This is a genomic window from Vibrio campbellii CAIM 519 = NBRC 15631 = ATCC 25920, from assembly GCF_002163755.1.
GTDB lineage: Bacteria > Pseudomonadota > Gammaproteobacteria > Enterobacterales > Vibrionaceae > Vibrio > Vibrio campbellii.
On sequence record NZ_CP015863.1, the window covers coordinates 472,773 to 492,975 of the forward strand.

Sequence of the window (20,203 nt, forward strand, 5' to 3'; positions counted from 1 at the left end):
GACACTCGGTCACCTTTTTTCGTTTTTAATCGCCGCGATTACTCGTCTAGGAAGCTGCGCAGTGTTTCTGAGCGGCTTGGGTGACGAAGTTTACGTAGTGCTTTCGCTTCGATCTGACGGATACGTTCACGAGTAACGTCGAACTGCTTACCAACTTCTTCTAGAGTGTGGTCAGTGTTCATGTCGATACCAAAGCGCATACGAAGAACTTTTGCTTCACGTGGCGTTAGGCCTGCAAGTACGTCTTTCGTTGCCATTTTCAGGCTTGTCGCAGTTGCAGAATCTAACGGTAGTTCTAGCGTAGTATCTTCGATGAAATCACCTAGATGCGAATCTTCGTCGTCACCAATTGGTGTCTCCATAGAGATTGGCTCTTTAGCGATTTTCAGTACTTTACGAATCTTGTCTTCTGGCATTTGCATACGCTCTGCCAGTTCTTCCGGTAATGGCTCACGCCCCATCTCTTGCAGCATTTGACGAGAGATACGGTTTAGCTTGTTGATCGTTTCGATCATGTGTACCGGGATACGAATTGTACGTGCTTGGTCCGCGATTGAACGAGTGATTGCCTGACGGATCCACCACGTTGCGTAAGTCGAGAACTTGTAACCACGACGGTATTCGAACTTATCTACCGCTTTCATCAGACCGATGTTACCTTCTTGGATTAGATCCAAGAACTGTAGACCACGGTTGGTGTATTTCTTCGCGATAGAAATTACTAGACGTAAGTTCGCTTCAACCATCTCTTTCTTCGCACGGCGAGCTTTTGCTTCACCGATAGACATGCGACGGCTGATGTCTTTAATGTTTTGAACGTTTAGAGAAGTCTCTTCTTCAATCATTTTTAGTTTAGCGATTGAACGACGGATTTCTTCTTCGTTACGTTTGATCTTTTCAGCGTATGGCTTGTCAGATGCTAGGATCTCATCTAGCCATGCTTCGCTTGATTCGTTGCCTGTGAACAGCGCGATGAATGATTTCTTCGGCATTTTGCCGTATTCAACGGCAGACTTCATGATCAGACGTTCTTGAGTACGAACGCGATCCATTGCTGTGCGCAGTTCATTCACTAGGTGATCGAACTGTTTTGGCGTTAGACGGAATTCTTTGAATACGTCTAGCATCAACTCGTTAGCTACGGTCGCTTTAGGGCTCTCGTAACCGTGTTCGTTGATTGCAAGCTGAAGGTTTTGGTACGTACTGCGTAGCTGGTTGAATTTCTCAAGCGCTAGCTCTGGGTCAATACCAACATCTTCTTCAGAATCATCTGAATCGTCATCGCTTTCTTCGTCGTCATCAACGTCTTCTTCATCTTCTTCTTCTAGCTGAGATTCAGTCAGCTCAGAACCGATGTGCGTTGCTGTTGGTGCAGCTGTATCGTCTGCATCAGGGTCAACAAATCCAGAGATTAGGTCTGTTAGACGAAGTTCTTCTGCTTGAACTTTATCAAACTGCTCAAGAATGTATGGGATAGTGCCAGGGTATTCAGCAACAGACGATTGAACTTGGTTAATACCTTCTTCAATACGTTTTGCGATGTCGATTTCGCCTTCGCGAGTCAGCAGCTCCACAGTACCCATTTCACGCATGTACATGCGCACTGGGTCTGTTGTACGACCAATTTCACTTTCTACGCTAGAAAGTGCTGCTGCTGCAGCTTCAGCTGCATCTTCATCGGTAATGTTTGTGTCATCGTTCAGTGCTAGATCATCGGCATCAGGGGCAGTTTCTACTACCTTGATACCCATATCGTTGATCATCTGAATGATGTCTTCTACCTGTTCTGAATCTACGATTTCAGCAGGCAGGTGGTCATTTACTTCGGCGTAGGTCAGATAGCCTTGTTCCTTGCCTTTAATAACAAGTAACTTTAGCTGTGACTGCGGATTTTGATCCATAGACGGTATCCAACTTCGTAATCTGGTGAAGGAATCAGTATGCGAAATGCAAACCACTTACTATAACAAATTAAATTGTTGCTGACTAATTAAACAGGGTTACGCTTTTAAATCTAGCATCAAAGCTAGCAGCTCCCTTTTCTCTTCGGCTGATAAACCGACACTTCTTGCTTTGGCCTGCAGGTTTTCAATTTGCTTTTCTACGCACTGGGCAATAATTTTATCCAGTGAGTCTAAAAATATTTCTTCTTGGTTGTCTTCATCGAGGGGAATGTCCCAGCTCGCTAGACGAGACAGAAGGGTCTCATTTTGGCTATTTCGCCAATGCTCTAATAATTGGCCTGTGTTTATATGGGGATGTGCCTGGCATTTATCAAGTACATCAACAAATAAACTTAGTCCCGGTATTGATAATTCTCTTACCGAAGACAAATCAGGTACCATTTGAGCATAGCTCGGATTTTGAATAAGTAGAGCGATTACCTCGCGCATAGGAGTTCGTTTGATCTCTTTGTGCGGCTGAGGTCGAGTTTCACTCGTCTTTTTACGCGGTTGGCGTAAGCGGTTATCAAAGCCCGTACGTTCATCAAGCAGCTTTTCGAGTAATTCCTGAAAGTAGGGATCAGGTATCTTGTCGATCAACGCACTCGCGTAGGCGCGTAGTGCGGATTTGCCTTCATTGTTGCCCAAGTTGATTTGGTGCAATTCAATCAAGTTATCAAACAGATAGCTCGAAAGCGGTGTCGCTTGTTCAATTTGTTGTTCGAAGGCTTGTTTGCCATATTTACGAACGTAGCTGTCTGGATCTTCGCCATCAGGTAAGAATAAGAACTTCAGCGTGTTACCCGTTTTTAGGTACTGAAGTGCATTCTCGAGCGCGCGCCATGCGGCGTCTTTACCTGCGCGGTCACCATCGTAACAACACACTACCGTGTTGGTTTGACGGAACAGCATTTGAATATGGTCACCCGTGGTGGATGTGCCCAATGATGCGACAGAGTAATCTACGCCATATTGCGCTAAAGCCACCACATCCATATAGCCTTCAACGACCAAAACTCGTGGCGGTTCACGATATGCCTGCAAAACTTCATAAAGGCCGTAAAGTTCTTTACCTTTATGGAAGATAGGCGTCTCTGGTGAGTTGAGGTATTTCGGTGTGCCATCACCAAGTACACGGCCACCAAAGCCGATGACTCGACCACGACGGTCACGAATCGGGAACATGATACGACCACGGAAGCGGTCATAGCGGTTGCCTTTATCGTTTTCAATCAACATGCCACCAGTTACCAGCATGTCTTGGTTGTCCTTATTCTGGCCGAAGTTTTTACGGACTAAGTCCCATTCATCAGCTACGTAGCCGATCCCAAACTTCTGGACGATTTCGCCAGATAGACCGCGATCTTTCAGGTACTCAATCGCCACCTTGCTGGCTGGCTGTTTGAGTTGGTTACGATAGAACTGAGCAATGCTGCCCATGAAATCGTACAGATTGCGTTTTTCACTGCTGCTTGCTTGAAGACCAGAATTAAACTGTCCACCGCCGCCACTGCGTTGTTCACGCGGTACATCCAAACCGAGGTAAGACGCCAGTTCTTCAATGGCCTCGACAAACTCTAACCGTTCGAACTCCATGATGAAGTCGATGGCATTGCCGTGAACGCCGCAACCAAAACAGTGGTAAAACTGTTTCTCTTGGCTGACGCTGAATGAAGGGGTCTTTTCGTTATGGAAAGGGCAGCAAGCACCGTAGTTTTTGCCTTTTTTCTTAAGTTTCACGCGTGCGTCGATGATATCGACAATATCGAGTCGAGCCAGGAGGTCATCAATAAAACTGCGAGGGATGTGTCCAGCCATAAAACCTAACAAAAAAAGAAAATCATGATTGGTGTGAATGGGCTAAAAAGAAAAGCATATGTGAGGCTTTTTGTTATTCCATTCTGCCAGATACAAACAAGCCGTGCGTTCCAAAGGATAGCACGGCTTGCTGCAATTGGGTGGGGTATTAAGCCAATTTAGCGCGAACTAAACCGCTCACTTTACCCATATCTGCACGCCCTTGAATTTGCGGTTTCAGAACGCCCATTACTTTGCCCATGTCTTGCATGCCAGCTGCGCCAGATTCAGCAATTGCGTTCTCGATAAGAGCAGCAACTTCTTCGTCTGTCAGTGGTTGAGGCATAAAGTCCTCAAGAACGGTAATTTCAGCTTGTTCCGCATCAGCAAGATCTTGACGACCTGCTGCTTCAAATTGCGATACAGAGTCGCGACGTTGTTTAACCATCTTGGTCAGTACAGCAAGGATGTCGTCATCGCCCAGAATAATCTGTTCGTCAACTTCACGCTGCTTAACTGCTGATAGAGCTAAACGAATAGTACCAAGGCGCAATTTGTCCTTGGCTTTCATCGCTAATTTTTGCTCTTCTTTGAGTTTATCAATCAGAGCCATAACTAAATTCCTTTCCGGAGCTCAGTTATTAGTACAGGCGAACGCGACGAGCGTTTTCGCGAGCTAGCTTCTTAGCGTGACGCTTTTGAGCTGCTGCCTTAGCGCGTTTGCGAACTGTAGTTGGTTTTTCGTAGTGCTCACGACGACGCACTTCAGAAAGGATACCTGCTTTTTCGCAAGAGCGCTTGAAACGACGTAGAGCAACGTCGAACGGTTCGTTTTCACGTACTTTAACTACTGGCATATGCCTTTCACCTCAGGGGTTATTCGTTAACGCTGGAATTTAATGAACCAAACCACAATTGTTTGGTCAGTTACCAGCTTGATCAAAAATGGTGCGGAATTTTAATCCGATCAACACAGCTTTGTAAAGCCTTTTATCGCTTATTGTCTGTACAAAATTTGTTTGAAGCACCAAGGCAGGGTAATATGACGCCCAAATTTCCTCTACATAGAAAGCATACTGAGAAAACCATGCGCATTATTGGTATTGAAACCTCTTGTGACGAGACTGGCATCGCGATTTATGACGATGAAAAAGGTCTGCTATCACACAAGCTTTACAGCCAAGTAAAACTTCACGCAGATTACGGCGGCGTAGTGCCTGAGTTGGCTTCACGTGACCATGTTAAGAAAACCATCCCTCTTATTAAAGAGGCACTGAAAGAAGCAAATCTGACTTCTAAAGACATTGACGGTGTAGCATACACGGCAGGTCCAGGTTTGGTGGGCGCACTCCTTGTTGGTGCTACCATCGGTCGCAGTATTGCTTACGCTTGGGGTGTACCAGCGGTGCCTGTTCACCATATGGAAGGTCACCTACTGGCGCCTATGCTAGAAGATAACCCACCACCGTTCCCATTTGTGGCGGTATTGGTATCGGGTGGTCACTCAATGATGGTGGAAGTAAAAGGCATCGGCGAGTACAAAATCCTAGGCGAATCAATTGACGATGCGGCGGGTGAGGCATTCGATAAGACGGCGAAGCTAATGGGCTTAGATTACCCAGGTGGTCCGCTGCTTTCTAAGCTGGCTGAAAAAGGCACACCGGGTCGCTTTAAATTCCCACGTCCAATGACGAATGTACCAGGCTTGGACATGAGTTTCTCTGGTCTAAAAACCTTTACGGCCAACACGATTGCTGCTAACGGTGACGATGAGCAAACACGTGCAGATATCGCTTTAGCATTCGAAGAAGCGGTATGTGGTACGCTGGCTATCAAATGTAAGCGCGCACTTGAGCAAACGGGTATGAAACGCATTGTTATTGCTGGTGGTGTAAGTGCGAACCGCCGTCTGCGTGCAGAGCTTGAGAAGCTGGCGAAGAAAGTTGGCGGCGAAGTTTACTACCCACGCACTGAGTTTTGTACCGATAACGGTGCGATGATCGCTTACGCAGGTATGCAACGTTTGAAGAACGGTGAAGTGGCTGATATGTCAGTTGAAGCTCGCCCACGTTGGCCGATCGATCAACTAACACCAATCGCGTAATCAAACTTTCGCTGAAGGTTTGAAATAGATTTACGAAGATAAAGGTCTCTGCTCATCAGAGGCCTTTATTTTTAGATATCTAATTGAAAGGCTTTGTGTAATTGATGGTAAGAGCCTGACTGATGCGAGCAGTTTTATATCGTTTCAGTGATAGGATGGTTCTCAAAAATAATAGATGGATATAACAATGAACAAGTTTGAAATTGAAGGCCAGCAACTTGCTTACTTAGATAAGGGTGAAGGCCCTGTGCTTCTGTTTGGTCACAGCTACCTTTGGGATTGCCAAATGTGGGCACCACAAATTGAAGTGTTGAGCCAATCTTACCGCTGTATCGTGCCAGACCTTTGGGCACACGGTGAGTCGGATGCTGCACCCGCTTCAACACGATCTTTGGTGGATTACGCACAGCACATGTTGGCGTTGATGGATCATCTGGAGATCGAGCAGTTCTCTATTGTTGGCTTGTCTGTCGGCGGTATGTGGGGGGCTGAGCTGACTTCTCAAGCACCTCAACGTGTGAAGTCATTGGTTCTGATGGATACATTCATCGGTCTAGAACCTGAAGTGACGCATAAAAAGTATTTCGCAATGTTAGATACCATCAGCCAAGTGCAAGCTGTTCCGGCACCGATTGTTGAAGCTGTAACGCCGCTATTCTTTGCTAATAATGCAGAGCAAGTGAATCCGGTATTGGTTGCATCATTCAAGCAAAGCCTTGAAGCATTGCAAGGTGAGCGTGCAGCCGAAGTCGCCCGTGTTGGTCGTATGGTGTTTGGCCGCCGTGATGTGATTGAAGATTCTGAAATGTTTGCATTGCCAACGTTGATTGCGGTTGGTCGTGAGGATAAGCCACGTCCAGTATTTGAATCTTACTTAATGAATGACTGTATTACTGGCAGTGAGTTGGTGGAGATCCCTGAAGCAGGCCACATTAGTTCGCTAGAGCAGCCAGAGTTCGTCAATCAAATGCTGTTAGACTTTCTAAACAAAGTGCACGCATAGTTCTGCGTTCGAAAGCTTAAAACTAAAAAACTCGGCATCAAGCCGAGTTTTTTTCTATCAGTTTCTTTTCGCCAATTTTAGGCTCTTCGCCAGACAATAAACGGCGGATATTTTGGTGATGCTTAAATACAATCAAGCAGCACAGCATGGCAACGGGCAGAGTGTATTGGGGTTTGAACATCCACGTATAAAACGGGGTAACTAAGACCGTCACTAATGCAGCCAAAGAAGAGTAGCGAAATAGCACCGCGACCGACAACCAAGTTAGCATCACCAACCCTGTTAAATCCAAACCGATAGGGGCAATTGCGCCAAGTGCCGTTGCTACACCTTTTCCACCTTTAAAATGGAAGAAGATCGGATACATATGACCAAGACAGGCTGCAATAGCGATGACGCCAAGTATGATAGGGTCGATACCAAGGAAGTAACCGCCCCAAACAGGTATGGTGCCTTTGAGCATATCGCAGAGCAATACTGCGACCGCCGCGCCTTTTCCGCCGATGCGTAACACATTGGTTGCACCTGGGTTATTGGACCCCACTTTACGCGGGTCTGGCAACCTTAATAAACGACAAATCAGCACCGCACTGGAGATCGAACCCAGCAAATAGGCGGCCATTGTCATTATCAGTGCCAGTGCGTCCATAGAAGTCCTTGATGGATTGGAATTTAATGCTCAGTTCCTGAGTAGTTGCTATCATACCGCGATTCGGCGGTGAGCAAAAATACTCTCTGCGATAGAGCTTGCATTATGGGATTTCTTGTATATAAAGAGTCTTCGCAGTTTATACCCAAGTGACTTTTACCGCCAATTGACGCGCTTAAAGGTCTCTATAGGTTACTTGGGTATAGAATAGTACGATCAAATTGCCCAAATCGGGTATCCGACCTCTGAAATAGAAGGACATAAGATGGCTCTGGATAAAGTTTTTATTGAACAGTTAGAAGTAATCACCACCATCGGCGTTTACGATTGGGAACAGCAAATTAAGCAGAAGCTGGTTCTGGATATCGAAATGGCGCACGACAACAAGCCGGCGGGTAAGAGTGATGATGTTCAAGACGCGTTGGATTACTCACAAGTGAGCGAAGCGGTGTTAAACCACATCGAAAATGGTCGCTTTTTGTTGGTTGAACGCGTTGCAGAAGAAGTTGCAGAGCTTATCATGCAGCGCTTCTCTGTGCCTTGGGTCAAAATTCGCTTAGCGAAACCAGGTGCGGTTCCTCAAGCACGCGCGGTGGGCGTTGTGATTGAGCGAGGCCAAGCATGATCAAAACGTATATCGGCGTAGGCACCAATATTGAAAGAGAGCACCACGCACTTGTGGCTTATCAAGAGCTGCAAAAGCTTGGCTGCGATCTGTGTGTTTCGCCGATATATGAATGCGAGCCTATTGGCTTTAGCAGTCAAAATTTCTACAACTTCGTGATTAGTTTCTTCACGGAGTTGTCACTCGAAGAGTTGAGTCACCGCTTACGCAAGATTGAATTTCAGTGGGGGCGTGAAGAAAACGCGCAAAAGTATCAGGATCGAACCTTAGATCTCGATATAGTCTTGTTCGGTGAGTGTATTTCGCAGCAAAAACCTGAGCTACCTCGCAGTGATATCTACAAATATCCTTTTGTAACAAAGCCCCTGTATGATCTCGAACCTCAATTGGTGATCCCCGGCGATGGCAGAACAATCGCAGATATTTGGCAGGCGATGCAGCCCGTCGATTCACTCAAACCAGTTTCCTTTTCACTTTAATCTTGAGTTGTTTACATGAGTTACTTTGAAGCCTTTATTCTGGCTCTGATTCAGGGTCTGACAGAGTTTTTGCCAATTTCCAGCTCTGCTCACTTGATCCTGCCTTCAGCCATTCTTGGTTGGGAAGACCAAGGCTTGGCATTTGATGTTGCCGTTCACGTTGGTACGCTAATGGCGGTGGTGATCTATTTCCGTCAAGAAGTGATCACGCTTTTCCAAGCACTGTTCGCCTCGATCTTTAAAGGTGATCGCAGCAAAGAAGCTAAACTGGCGTGGATGATCGTGATTGCAACGATCCCAGCGTGTGTATTTGGCCTACTGATGAAAGACATCATCGAAGTTTACCTGCGCAGTGCTTACGTGATTGCAACCACCACGATCATCTTTGGTCTGCTGCTTTGGTGGGTAGATAAGAATGCAGAGCTAGTGGCGGATGAGTACCAAACTGGCTGGAAGAAAGCCTTGTTCATTGGTATTGCTCAAGCGTTGGCGATGATTCCTGGTACGTCACGCTCTGGTGCAACAATTACTGCTGCTCTTTACCTAGGCTTCACTCGTGAAGCGGCCGCGCGTTTCTCATTCCTAATGTCTATCCCAATCATTACCTTAGCGGGTGGCTACCTAGGTATGAAGTTGGTGACAAGCGGTGAACCAGTACACATTGGCTTCCTACTAACGGGAATTGTGACGTCATTTATCAGTGCTTACATCTGTATTCACTTCTTCTTGAAGATGATTTCACGTATGGGCATGACACCATTCGTAATTTACCGCCTGATTCTAGGTTTCGGCCTGTTTTCGTTCTTGCTAATGGCTTAAACCCAATCCGAATGGAAACGCCCGCTTGGTTAAGCGGGCGTTTTTGTTTGTCTCTCTTTTCTTTTGAGTAATTTACTTACCTAATGCAACTTTAACTGCTTCTGCACGACGTTTCTCTTGTTCATCACGGATTGCAGGGCCTTTGAAACCGTCTTTAATAATGGCTTGCACATCAACCGATGCCGCGGCTTGATAAGCGCGCATAAACAGTTCTGCTTGCGGGTACGGTTGGTCTTCTAGCCCCTTTCGGCCAGCATGATCGGCTTGGCAGCAAATTAAGATATTTTGCAGACGCTCAGCCTTGCGCCACACATCAAACTTGTTGAGGACTTTGATGATGGTTTGTGGTTTAAGCTCGGCTGCTCGGTGGATGTTAGAGTGTTGCTCGCAAACCATTAATGCTAAGTCACGGAACTCATTTGGCACTCGTACGCGATCGCACAGCTTCTTGATAAGTTTTAAACCTGTGTGGCAATGCATTTTATGACTTGGCCATTCGCTTTCTGGCGTTACACCTTTACCCAAATCATGCACTTGCGCTGCAAAGCGTACTGGCAGTGAATCGCTGAGCTTCGCAGCTTGCTGCGCGACCATTAAGGTGTGGATGCCCGTATCGATCTCTGGATGCCATTTCTCTGGCTGAGGTACACCAAACAGCGCATCAATTTCTGGCAAGACAACGGCTAATGCACCGCAATCTCTTAAAACGGATAAAAACACGTCGGGGCGAGAGGTAGAAAGCGACTTATGCCATTCTTGCCAAACGCGTTCTGGCGTTAGCGTGCTTAGCTCGCCGGATTCGGCCATATCGCGCATCAGCTGCATGGTTTCCTCTGCGACACTAAAACCTAAGTGCGCTAACTTAGCCGCGAAGCGAGCAACACGTAAAACACGCAAAGGGTCTTCAATAAAAGCCTGCGAGACATGACGCAGTACTTTTGCATCAATATCTTTTTGGCCGCCATAAGGGTCATATAAGTTGCCATCTTCATCCATCGCCATGGCGTTGATAGTGAGGTCGCGACGGATGAGGTCTTCTTCTAGCGTGACGCTTTGATCAAAGAAACATTCAAAGCCAGTGTAACCCGCGCCAGATTTTCTTTCGGTTCGTGCAAGGGCGTGCTCTTCTTTAGTCTTGGGATGAAGAAACACAGGAAAGTCTTTCCCGACAGCAGTGTAGCCTTGGCTTTGCATCATTTCTGGTGTCGAGCCGACGACCACCCAATCTTTGTCATAACTGTCTATTCCGAGCAAATGATCTCGAACTGCACCACCAACTAAATAAACTTGCACGGATTACCTCTTAATTTATGGATATGACGTTGGACATTGTAGCAAGCAATGGTACTTTTCTTCACATCTAAAAGAACTTAGCGCTTTGTTTAAGTCTAATAAGGAATATCCCGATTTGATTGCGGGTGGGTTTTAGCTGGAGATCCTAATGTATAAGGACTTTTTCGGGTTTGTTGAACTGCCATTTTCGATTGTTCCAAACTCGCGTTATCTGTATCTGAGCCAACGTCATAAGGAGGCGATCACACATCTCCAAGCAGGGTTAGGTGATGGTGGTGGTTTTGCCATGCTAACTGGCGAGGTGGGGACAGGTAAAACCACGGTCGCAAAAGCCATGCTGGCGAATTTGGATGAGAACACCAAAGCTGGGTTGATTCTAAACCCAACGTTTTCGAGCCGAGATCTGCTCGAAGCCATCTGTGACGAATTCAAAGTCACTTACCCTCAAGATGCGACACTCAAACAGCTTAACCAAGCGATTCATGATTACCTGCTGCGCAATCATAAATCGGGTTGGACAACCCTGTTGGTGATTGATGAAGCTCAGCACTTGGCAGCAGATGTGCTTGAGCAATTACGCCTGTTAACTAACTTAGAAACGGATACACGTAAGCTGCTCAAAGTGTTGTTGGTTGGTCAGCCAGAATTACAGCGTTTATTGCAAACCACACAACTGCGTCAGCTTGCTCAGCGTATTACCGGTCGTTACCACTTACTGCCACTGGATGACAAAGAAACCGCAGACTACATCACTTTCCGTTTGCATACTGCTGGTGGCGATAAACAGCTGTTTGACCGCAGTTCGACTAAGTTGATTGCCAAATACAGCCACGGTATTCCACGCTTGATTAACCTGATTTGTGATAAATCACTGAACATGAGTTATCACAAAGGCAATTTGACGGTGGATAAGCAAACCGTGCATCAAGCGTGTGAAGAGGTGATGCAGTTCCAAGCCGAGATTTACCAACAAGACAAACCTGTTCGCCGCAGTTTTGAGTGGCCGACTTGGGGCTCGGCAGCAATCGGTGTTTGTGCCGCTGTTGGTATTGGTTGGGCTGTCATGCAACAAATGCCTTTAAAGCTGGCCGCAAGCACTCAGCCAGTTCAGGTCGCTCAAGTAACGGCACTACAAGCCGTTGCGCCTGTGGTTAATGATCAATTGACGAATGAACAGCGCAATATGTTGCTAGAGCAGACTCAATCGAATCTAGCGGTGAACGAGCTTTACAAGCTTTGGGGGTATCGAGCTTCGGTACGTGACAACTTGTGTTTATCGGAGCCTCAATCGACCATGCGTTGTGAACGTAAAATGGCGACATGGCCATTGCTGGTACAACAAAACCGTCCGGTGATTTTAGAGCTCAACTACCAAGGCCAAGTGGGCTATGTGATTCTTTACGCGATTGGTGATAACAAAGTCGAAGTACTCAACGGTAGCCAACGCCTTCGTTTGCCTGTGTCATGGCTCAAGCCGTTATGGCAAGGCAACATCATCGAACTTTGGCAAGCGCCGCTTAAAGATACTCTGCGCTTAGATATGGAAGGACCTGCGATTGACGTGCTTGACCAGTTATTAGCACAAGCCGTGAACGAGCAACCGCTTGGCAGTGACATTTACGATGGCGCACTGAAAGAGCGGGTCGAGTTGTTCCAGCGTTGGCAAGGAATTGGTGTTGATGGCATTGCAGGTAAACACACCTTAGAACGTTTGCAGCAGAGCGTTCAAATTGATGCTCCACAGCTAAAACAGATAAATGAGGAGGACGCATAATGTCAGTCATGAAGCATGTTGGACTCTTCCTGTTACCAATCAGTGTTACTGCGGTTGGAGCAGCTTGGTACTTGGATCTGTTTGCTCAAGAGGCGCCTGAATCCGTGGTCGTAGAGAAAGCACAAGCGCTAGCTAAGCCAGTAACGCCAACGGTGAAAGCAAAGTTTGAAAGTTTGAATTATCCAGACGAACCACAATTGGCGCAGTTGGAACGAGAGTGGCCTACCGCTGAGCTATCGCAAGATTACGGTACTTTTGTCGATCAAAACTATGCGGCTAACAACGCAATTCCTGGGGAGCAGGATCTTTTAGAACCTTCACAACAAACGGTGAAAACCAGCCCGAGCATGCAGAGTCATGATGACCTTGGTTTATCGCTCGATGATCTCGATTTGTCCTCGTTGTCGCCAGATTTGGCGCTGAAAGTTGAAAGTGCTTTATCAAACAATGATCAACCGTCACTGAATAGCTCTTCATCTGTTGGTGATCTGGAGCGTGAAGCTCGCCAGTGGCATGGTCGCTTGCCAGCACTGAACTTACAGACGCACATGTATTCAAGTGATGCAAACCGTCGTTGGGTGAAGATTAACAACGTCGAATACCATCAAGGTGATGTGGTTGATGGACAAGTCACACTAAAAGAGATCCAACCGCAAGCAGTGATCGTCGAATTCCAAGGGGAACAAATCCGCATACCTGCGCTGTATGAGTGGAAAGGGTAATAATCCCGCTTGATTCTATTCCAAATCCAATTAGCCAGTGAGCTTATGCTGCTGGCTTTTTTGTAGCCCCAACTTGGATTGGCTTATCGATTATAATTGTGCCCACGAGAAGGGGAGCAACGCATTAGACGGGCTTAGAGAGCGAACATCACAGAGCATCGTTGAACCAAACCCACAAAAAAGCCAGTCGAGTACGACTGGCTTTTCTTTATCGATTCAATTGGGAGCTATTATGCCCAACCTGCTGGCGATTTCTTTCTGCGAGGAATCAGGTGTGGCAGTACCAAACCAAATAGCAGGCCAAGACCTGCAACACCACCACCGTAAGTGAAGTACTTCAGTAGCATGTCATCTTTTTGCGTGTCTAGCTTCGCGCGAAGTTCGCGGTTTTCTGTTTCAACAGAAGTAAGCTGGTCGCTGATTTCAGAGTATTTCTTCTCTAGGTCAGAAATCTGTTGGTTGCGCGTTTCTAGTGATGTCACTAGACCCGCTTTTTCGGTGTCTGAGTTCTGGCGTGCGTTTGCTAGTTGCTCTTTCACTTCTTTCAGCTCTTTCTCTACGCGAGGAAGGCGAATTGCCATGCTTTCTTGGTTCGTAACAAACTTGCTTTGCACCCAGCCTGTACGGCCACGAGCGTCACGGATTTGTGTGTAACCCGTGTCTTTGTTTGTTTGAAGAAGTTGTACTTTAGAGCCTGCGTTAACACTGCCCATAATGCGGTAAGTGTTGTTTGGACCAGAGTGCATAAAAGTGAATAGGTCATCAGAAATATAACGGTCTGCCGCTAGTGCCGCTGGCGCTGCTAGCAAAGTAAACAAAACCGTGATGATTAGTTTTTTCACAGTAAATCCCTTAACGATTTTCTTGGATACAGCTTTGGCACCGAATTATTGGAGCCGGAAATAGACGAATATTATGCAGTTTCAAACTTCGGTGCAACAAAGAAGGGAGGCAAAGCCTCCCTTTCTGTGCGTTTGAGTCAATAATGACAAAGCGCTTACATTGTATTGACGGTGCTTACTCTTACGAGAACATCGCTTGGATGCCGTAGAAGAATACTACTGCCAATAGTGCGCCTGCTGGTAGCGTAACGATCCAAGATGCAACGATGTTACGAACCACGCCTAGGTTAAGTGCTGCGATACCGCGAGCGAAACCTACACCTAGAACCGCACCTACTAGAGTTTGAGTAGTAGAGATAGGTAGACCAGTACCTGATGCTAGAACTACCGTACATGCTGTTGCTAGCTGAGCTGCAAAGCCACGGCTTGGTGTTAGTTCAGTAATACCAGTACCAACGGTAGCCATTACTTTATGACCTAGCGTTGCTAGACCAACTACGATACCAAAACCACCCAGAGGAAGAATCCACCATGCGATTGTGCTTTTCGCTGTAACTTCACCCATGTGTTCAACTGTTGAAACAACGGCAGACAGTGGACCGATCGCGTTAGCTACGTCGTTTGAACCGTGTGCGAATGCCATTGCACACGCTGTGATAACCATTAGTACGCTGAAGATGCCTTCTACGCCAGCAAAGCTGTGGTCTTCTTCGCGGTTCGCGAATTTCTTCTGAATGTAGAAGTAACCGCCTGCCATTACTGCAGCAGAGACGATTGCTGCCCACATCCACGCTTCACCATTACTTAGGTGAAGGCCAACATGTTTCAGACCTTTCTTAATCGTTACAAGTGCAATCACCATAGTCGTGATGAACATGTACACTGGAACGAATCGTTTCGCGTTGAATAGTGGGTTCTCAGTATCAAAGATCAGACGCTGTGCGCTGACAAAGATAACGTAAGCAAAGAAGCCTGAGATAACCGGAGTAATAATCCAGCTACCGACAATCCCTTGAACACTGCTCCAGTCAACTGCTTCTGTACCCACAGACACACACGCAAAACCGATGATTGCACCGATGATTGAGTGAGTCGTTGATACAGGCCAGCCCATGTAAGAAGCAAGTAGAAGCCAAGTACCAGCCGCAAGAAGCGCTGACATCATGCCGTAGACGAGAATGTCAGGTTGGCTAGCAAATAGAGATGTTTCGATAACACCTTTACGGATAGTGTCGGTTACTTCACCGCCTGCAAGATATGCACCCGCAAATTCAAAGATCATTGCAATAATGATCGCTTGTTTAACGGTAAGCGCTTTTGAGCCAACAGATGTACCCATAGCATTAGCAACGTCGTTCGCGCCAATACCAATCGCCATCATGAAACCAAAAATCGCTGCAACAATAATCAGGACAGTGCCGTAGTTCGCAAGGATATCCATCGTAATACCTAGTTGTTTTATAACAAGCGGAGCAAAATTTTGCGCGCATCAGCCCATAAGACGGTGAAAATAGTCATCGTCCATCTGACTCGCGTTAGTAATGCTCTTCGTTATGTCGTTAACTTATGTTTTAAGATCGAGATAGCATGACTTCCAAACGAGCACCTACGCGCTGCGCTTGGTCGGCAATGCCACCTACCCATTCAAGAATCTTGTACAAGAACATGACATCGATAGGATTCATGTCAGCTTCAATCGCCATAAGTTGTTGGCGAAGTTCAATCTGCATTGCATCGGTGTCATCTTCAATTACGTCCAACTGATGAATCATTTCAGCAACGAGCGTTACTTCACGGCCTTTGAAGCCGGTCTCTAGGAGTTCATCAAGTTCGTTGATAACTTTTTGCGCCTGATCAGCCGCATCAAGACAACGTTGAACGTATGCGAGGAAGTTTGGTTGGAGAGCCTCAGGAATGACAAGTTGACGACCATATACACGGCCAGCAATGTCTTTTGACAGGTTAGCGAGCTTGTCTTGTTGAGTCAGAAGTTCAAGCATGTCAGTACGATCGACTGGCATAAACAAACCGCGAGGCAGTTTTAGACGGATTTCACGTTTCAGCACGTCCGCTTCTTTCTCTAGGTGAGAAATTTGAGCACGGATTTCAGCTGCTTTTTCCCAGTCACCTTTTGAAGAAACTTCAAAGAACTTAACCAGGTGTGAACAACATTCGTTGACACACACAACGTGGCGCTGCAAAGGCTTAATTGGGGACTTTGCAAATAACCCCATAATTGTATTTACTGGCATGGTCATTCAACCTAATAACTATAACCTTAAAAAAACATACACCATTTCTTGGCGAAATGTTGAACGATGGCTATAAAGGCGCGCATGTTAACGCATTAAATCGCTCATTAAAACTGTTTTAGATCATCATTCGGGCGATATTTCTTTCTTGCCGTGTGAGAAATTAGGCAATATCCTGTTTCTATCTGCTTTGAAAGGTATAGCTATGGAAACCGAGATAGAACTGAAGTTTTTTGTTTCTCCTGAATTTTCAGAAACTTTAAGAGCTAAAATTTCCGAAACAAAAGTACTTCAGCACAGTAGTCGTGAGTTAGGTAACACTTACTTTGATACCGCTGATAAATGGTTAAGAAAGCACGACATTGGTTTAAGAATTCGCCGTTTTGATGATGTTTTTGTCCAAACCGTAAAAACAGCAGGACGCGTTGTTGCGGGCCTTCATCAAAGACCAGAATACAACGCTGAGCACACCAGTAATGAGCCAGACCTCACGCTTCAACCTTCTGACATCTGGCCAACAGGTAAAGATGTCGCAACACTGCAAGCGGAGCTGACGCCTCTATTCTCTACTAACTTTACTCGCGAACAGTGGCTGATTGGTATGCCTGATGGCAGCCAAATTGAAGTCGCATTTGACCAAGGTGCTGTGATTGCCCAAGGTGAAGATGGCGAAGAGAGACAAGACCCTATCTGTGAAGTTGAGCTAGAGCTGAAATCTGGTCAAACAGAAGCGCTGTTCACGCTGGCTCGCAGCTTGTGTGACGCTGGCGGTATGCGTCTGGGTAACTTAAGCAAAGCGGCTAAAGGCTACCGTTTAGCAAGTGGCTACGCTGGTGATGAAGTCAAACCACTAGCATTAGTGGACAGCACGAAAAACGACACCGTTGAATACTGCCTAATTAATTCACTAGAGCATGCGTTATCGCATTGGCACTACCACGAGCAAATCTACGCTGAGCGTGATTGTGTTGAATCACTACGTGAAATCGTCAATGCGATTCGCTTTATCCGCCAAACTTTCACAATTTTTGGCAGTATGGTGCCGCGCCGAGCAAGTGCTATTTTGCGCCAAGAAATGAAGTGGCTCGAAGAAGAGCTAGAGTGGCTGGATGAACACGCGCACTTGGAAGAGCTGCTGGATGATAAAGGCAACGTGCTGCGTAAGCTTGATGCACGTAAGTTCTTAGTGTCTGAGCTGACTCAACAATTAGGTGAGCTCCCAAGTCGCGAAGCAGTGCTAGAACTACTGAGTTCGGCACGTTACACCAGTTTACTGCTGGATTTGAGCCGTTGGATCTTAACGCGCGGTTGGCAGCCATTCCTTGATGATAAAGCGCGCGAAAAGATGTCGAGCAACATCCAAGCCTTCTCTGTGAAGCAATTGGATCGCACTTGGGCTGAGCTGATGGAAGCCTTCCCTGCCGAGCGCGACTTATCAGCACAAGAGTACGTGGATCAACGTTACCGCTTGCTGCGTAACCTTTACACAGGTATTGGTTTTGCGAGTTTGTACGATGCCGAGGAGCGTACCAGCTTCCGTCTACCGTGGGCGGATTTAGTGCACGGCATTGATGACCTACTGATGCTTAACCATCTGTTGCCATTAGTTGGCATGTTAGAAGGGGAAGAGCAAGAGCAACTTGAGCGTTGGTTACATCGCCAAGAGCGTTCCATTCTGCATGCGATGGATCAGACTCGAGCCATCAGTGTTGAAGTCGAACCCTACTGGCAAGAATAAAAACGAAAATAGGACCACAAGGTCCTATTTTTTTGTCTGTTGTTTTTGCTCATGCAGTTCATCTTCGATCGATTGCAATCGATTTAAGATCTGTTCCTGCCTATCCAACACCTGTTCCAACAGTTTCTCTTTATTCTTTGAACGGTTGTCTTGCTGGCGAGTTGGTGCTGTGAGAATCGATGTAATCAAACCTGAAATCATACCGAAGATACCCACGCCACAAATGATGATCAGCACCGCTAACAATTTGCCAGCCGTCGTGACTGGATAATGATCGCCATAACCTACGGTTGATATGGTGACAAAAGCCCACCACAAAGCGTCCGTACCCGTCTGAATGTTTGCCTCGGGGTTTTGTCCTTCGATAAATAGCATCGCGCTCGAACCAAGCGTAATGAGCACTACCATCAACAACAAGATTGAGGCTAATGTGGTTTCACGACGGTTTTGCTTGAGCTGGAAAAGAATGAATTTAGAAGAGCGTAAGACCAAGATGACACGCAAGATGTGAAATAAGCGTGCGTAGCGCAATGGCTCGATCATTGGGATGCTCGCCACAAAATCGATCCAGTGATGTTTGAGAAATGACCAACGATCTGCGGCTCGGATCAAATCTACGATGAGCTGAAGTAGAAAAATACTACAGATTATAAAATCCAGACCGATAAGTACTTGTCGGGTTTCGTGATCAAGCGGGAAAAACAACAGGCCAGAGATCACAAATAGCGCCATGAAGGACAAGATTAGTGATAGCAACCCCATCGGTTTAGTGCTGTCTTTGATATCATAGTTTTTCATACGAAGCTCGAAATAAATCGCGCAACCAGAGCCAAGTGCGCGCATAACTATAAGTAATACAAAGACTATATAAGACTCAGTGGAGAACTGACAATGGAAAAGCTGGCATTTAAGCCGTGGGAAAGGGTGATATCCGACATCAAGCTCGTTCCGAAAATGGTCATGTTGATGGTATTCAGTACCATCGTGATTGTGGCAAAACAACTTTGGGACGCTAATACGTTCTACAACTCATTACTTGCGGCGACACAGAATGAGAAAGTTGCCCAACAACATTATGAAGCTTATCTCACTCAAGTTGCATGGCAAACGGCATTATTGATCGTTGTTTTTGTCGTGCTGTTGCTGGCGGCGGCACGCGTAATGCTGCGTCAAACGCAGTACTTGAATGATGCGATCAAGCTAATGGCGAGTAAAAACCTATCTGTGCCTTTCGGTATGGATTGTAAAGACGAATACGGTGACGTAGCACGCGAGCTAGAGAAAACACGTCGTCAGTTGCACGATGTGATTCAAATGCAGATCAACGCCTCTGATGAACTGGCGACACTGACAGAAGTAATGACACTCAGCATGTCGGAAACCAAAGAGTCAGCGCAAGAAGAGTTCAATGAGATCGATCAACTTGCAACAGCTATGAGCGAGATGTCCTCGACGGTTCAAACGGTTGCGGGCCATGCTCAAACCGCCTCGAGCTTAACTGAGCAAGCTTCAACACAAGCGGTGACAGGTCAGCAATTCCTACAGAAAACTGTGTCTAAGATGAGCGAACTATCATCGGATATCGTTTCTTCGGCAAGTGCCGTTAACCAAGTAGAAGAACGTGTTGATGCCATCGGCAGCGTAGTTGGCACCATCCAAGGTATTTCTGAGCAAACTAACTTGCTCGCTCTAAATGCCGCAATTGAAGCAGCGCGAGCGGGTGAAGCAGGTCGTGGTTTTGCGGTGGTTGCAGATGAAGTTCGTAACCTTGCACAACGCACTCAGCAAGCGACAGTGGAAATTCAAGAGATGATCACCCAGCTTCAATCAAGCGCAACCTCAGCGGTTGAGTTGATGGAGAAGAGTGTGGTTGAGGCGGCTGAAGGTGTAGAACTTGTTTCGAATGCGGGCAGCGAGCTTGACGGTATTGTTGGTCAAGTGACGCAAATCAACGACATGAACTTCCAGATTGCAACGGCGTCAGGTCAGCAAAGTAGCGTCGCAGAAGAAATGAGCCAGAACCTAACAAACGTCCGTGAGTTAGTAGAAGCATCGGTAGTGGTTGTTACCGAGTTATTGGAAACTTCTGAGATGATGCAAAACAATGCCGAAGAGCTAGATAAGAAGATTAAATCTTTTGAAGTCTAGTTTCAGTAAGCTTTG

At 46.4% G+C, this 20,203-nt stretch carries 19 protein-coding genes; 9 read left to right on the forward strand and 10 right to left on the reverse strand.

The genetic code is table 11. The features are described from left to right. Positions 1-38: 38 nt before the first annotated feature. From rpoD to rpsU, 4 genes are all read right to left on the reverse strand, one after another. Positions 39-1,901 carry an RNA polymerase sigma factor RpoD gene (rpoD, locus tag A8140_RS02370; RefSeq protein WP_005528793.1) on the reverse strand — a complete coding sequence of 621 codons (1,863 nt, stop codon included), beginning with the start codon at positions 1,899-1,901 and terminating at the stop codon, positions 39-41. A 99-nt stretch (positions 1,902-2,000) separates the two neighbouring features. After that, a complete protein-coding gene (dnaG, locus tag A8140_RS02375; protein WP_005528792.1) occupies positions 2,001-3,761 on the reverse strand; it encodes a DNA primase in 1,761 nt (586 codons plus the stop codon). Between the two features lie 148 nt (positions 3,762-3,909). Continuing rightward, positions 3,910-4,353: a GatB/YqeY domain-containing protein gene (locus A8140_RS02380; RefSeq protein WP_005528790.1), complete on the reverse strand. Its 444-nt coding sequence runs from the start codon at positions 4,351-4,353 to the stop codon at positions 3,910-3,912. A 28-nt stretch (positions 4,354-4,381) separates the two neighbouring features. Further along, positions 4,382-4,597 carry a 30S ribosomal protein S21 gene (gene rpsU, locus A8140_RS02385; protein WP_001145625.1) on the reverse strand — a complete coding sequence of 72 codons (216 nt, stop codon included), beginning with the start codon at positions 4,595-4,597 and terminating at the stop codon, positions 4,382-4,384. Positions 4,598-4,827: 230 nt separating this feature from the next. Here rpsU and tsaD point away from each other — a divergent pair, with 230 nt between their 5' ends. Continuing rightward, positions 4,828-5,844 (forward strand): tRNA (adenosine(37)-N6)-threonylcarbamoyltransferase complex transferase subunit TsaD, encoded by a 1,017-nt coding sequence (tsaD, locus tag A8140_RS02390; RefSeq protein ID WP_005528787.1) that lies wholly within the window; start codon positions 4,828-4,830, stop codon positions 5,842-5,844. A 187-nt stretch (positions 5,845-6,031) separates the two neighbouring features. Further along, on the forward strand, positions 6,032-6,847 hold the full coding sequence (locus A8140_RS02395; protein WP_005528785.1) for an alpha/beta fold hydrolase: 816 nt from the start codon (positions 6,032-6,034) through the stop codon (positions 6,845-6,847). Between the two features lie 37 nt (positions 6,848-6,884). Here the strand turns inward: A8140_RS02395 and plsY are convergent, their stop codons facing one another. After that, positions 6,885-7,496, reverse strand: coding sequence for a glycerol-3-phosphate 1-O-acyltransferase PlsY (gene plsY / locus A8140_RS02400; protein WP_005528783.1), 612 nt, complete (start codon positions 7,494-7,496; stop codon positions 6,885-6,887). A gap of 265 nt (positions 7,497-7,761) precedes the next feature. Between plsY and folB the strand changes: the two genes are divergently transcribed. The 3 genes from folB to A8140_RS02415 are packed head-to-tail and all read left to right on the forward strand — an operon-like array spanning position 7,762 to position 9,419. Then, positions 7,762-8,121 (forward strand): bifunctional dihydroneopterin aldolase/7,8-dihydroneopterin epimerase, encoded by a 360-nt coding sequence (gene folB / locus A8140_RS02405; protein ID WP_005436044.1) that lies wholly within the window; start codon positions 7,762-7,764, stop codon positions 8,119-8,121. Beyond that, the gene (folK, locus tag A8140_RS02410; RefSeq protein WP_005528781.1) at positions 8,118-8,600 is read left to right on the forward strand and encodes a 2-amino-4-hydroxy-6-hydroxymethyldihydropteridine diphosphokinase; all 483 of its coding nucleotides are present in this window, start codon (positions 8,118-8,120) and stop codon (positions 8,598-8,600) included. The genes folB and folK overlap by 4 nt, the downstream gene beginning before the upstream one ends. Positions 8,601-8,615: 15 nt before the next feature. Continuing rightward, positions 8,616-9,419, forward strand: a complete 804-nt coding sequence (locus A8140_RS02415; protein WP_005528779.1) for an undecaprenyl-diphosphate phosphatase — start codon at positions 8,616-8,618, stop codon at positions 9,417-9,419. A 72-nt stretch (positions 9,420-9,491) separates the two neighbouring features. On the opposite strand, the gene A8140_RS02420 is transcribed toward A8140_RS02415, so the two are convergent. Then, entirely contained in the window at positions 9,492-10,712 is a 1,221-nt protein-coding gene (locus A8140_RS02420) for a multifunctional CCA addition/repair protein (protein WP_005528777.1), read from the reverse strand. A gap of 148 nt (positions 10,713-10,860) precedes the next feature. On the opposite strand from A8140_RS02420, the gene A8140_RS02425 reads away from it, so the two are divergent. Together A8140_RS02425 and A8140_RS02430 are read left to right on the forward strand one after the other, a co-directional pair. Further along, entirely contained in the window at positions 10,861-12,486 is a 1,626-nt protein-coding gene (locus tag A8140_RS02425) for an ExeA family protein (protein WP_005528775.1), read from the forward strand. Then, positions 12,486-13,208, forward strand: a complete 723-nt coding sequence (locus tag A8140_RS02430) for a general secretion pathway protein GspB (protein ID WP_005528773.1) — start codon at positions 12,486-12,488, stop codon at positions 13,206-13,208. Before A8140_RS02425 ends, A8140_RS02430 begins: the two co-directional genes overlap by 1 nt. Before the next feature lie 230 nt (positions 13,209-13,438). Here A8140_RS02430 and A8140_RS02435 read toward each other — a convergent pair whose 3' ends face one another. From A8140_RS02435 to A8140_RS02445, 3 genes are all read right to left on the reverse strand, one after another. Beyond that, on the reverse strand, positions 13,439-14,050 hold the full coding sequence (locus A8140_RS02435) for a TIGR04211 family SH3 domain-containing protein (RefSeq protein ID WP_005528771.1): 612 nt from the start codon (positions 14,048-14,050) through the stop codon (positions 13,439-13,441). Positions 14,051-14,231: 181 nt separating this feature from the next. After that, entirely contained in the window at positions 14,232-15,491 is a 1,260-nt protein-coding gene (locus A8140_RS02440; protein ID WP_005528769.1) for an inorganic phosphate transporter, read from the reverse strand. Between the two features lie 130 nt (positions 15,492-15,621). Then, complete coding sequence (locus A8140_RS02445) at positions 15,622-16,302, reverse strand: TIGR00153 family protein (RefSeq protein ID WP_005528767.1); 681 nt, start codon at positions 16,300-16,302, stop codon at positions 15,622-15,624. A 205-nt stretch (positions 16,303-16,507) separates the two neighbouring features. Here A8140_RS02445 and A8140_RS02450 point away from each other — a divergent pair, with 205 nt between their 5' ends. Beyond that, the gene (locus A8140_RS02450; RefSeq protein ID WP_038862664.1) at positions 16,508-18,040 is read left to right on the forward strand and encodes a CYTH and CHAD domain-containing protein; all 1,533 of its coding nucleotides are present in this window, start codon (positions 16,508-16,510) and stop codon (positions 18,038-18,040) included. Between the two features lie 24 nt (positions 18,041-18,064). On the opposite strand, the gene A8140_RS02455 is transcribed toward A8140_RS02450, so the two are convergent. Further along, complete coding sequence (locus A8140_RS02455) at positions 18,065-18,883, reverse strand: ion transporter (RefSeq protein ID WP_005431971.1); 819 nt, start codon at positions 18,881-18,883, stop codon at positions 18,065-18,067. Positions 18,884-18,931: 48 nt separating this feature from the next. On the opposite strand from A8140_RS02455, the gene A8140_RS02460 reads away from it, so the two are divergent. Then, positions 18,932-20,188 (forward strand): methyl-accepting chemotaxis protein, encoded by a 1,257-nt coding sequence (locus A8140_RS02460; protein WP_005528765.1) that lies wholly within the window; start codon positions 18,932-18,934, stop codon positions 20,186-20,188. Positions 20,189-20,203: the final 15 nt, after the last annotated feature.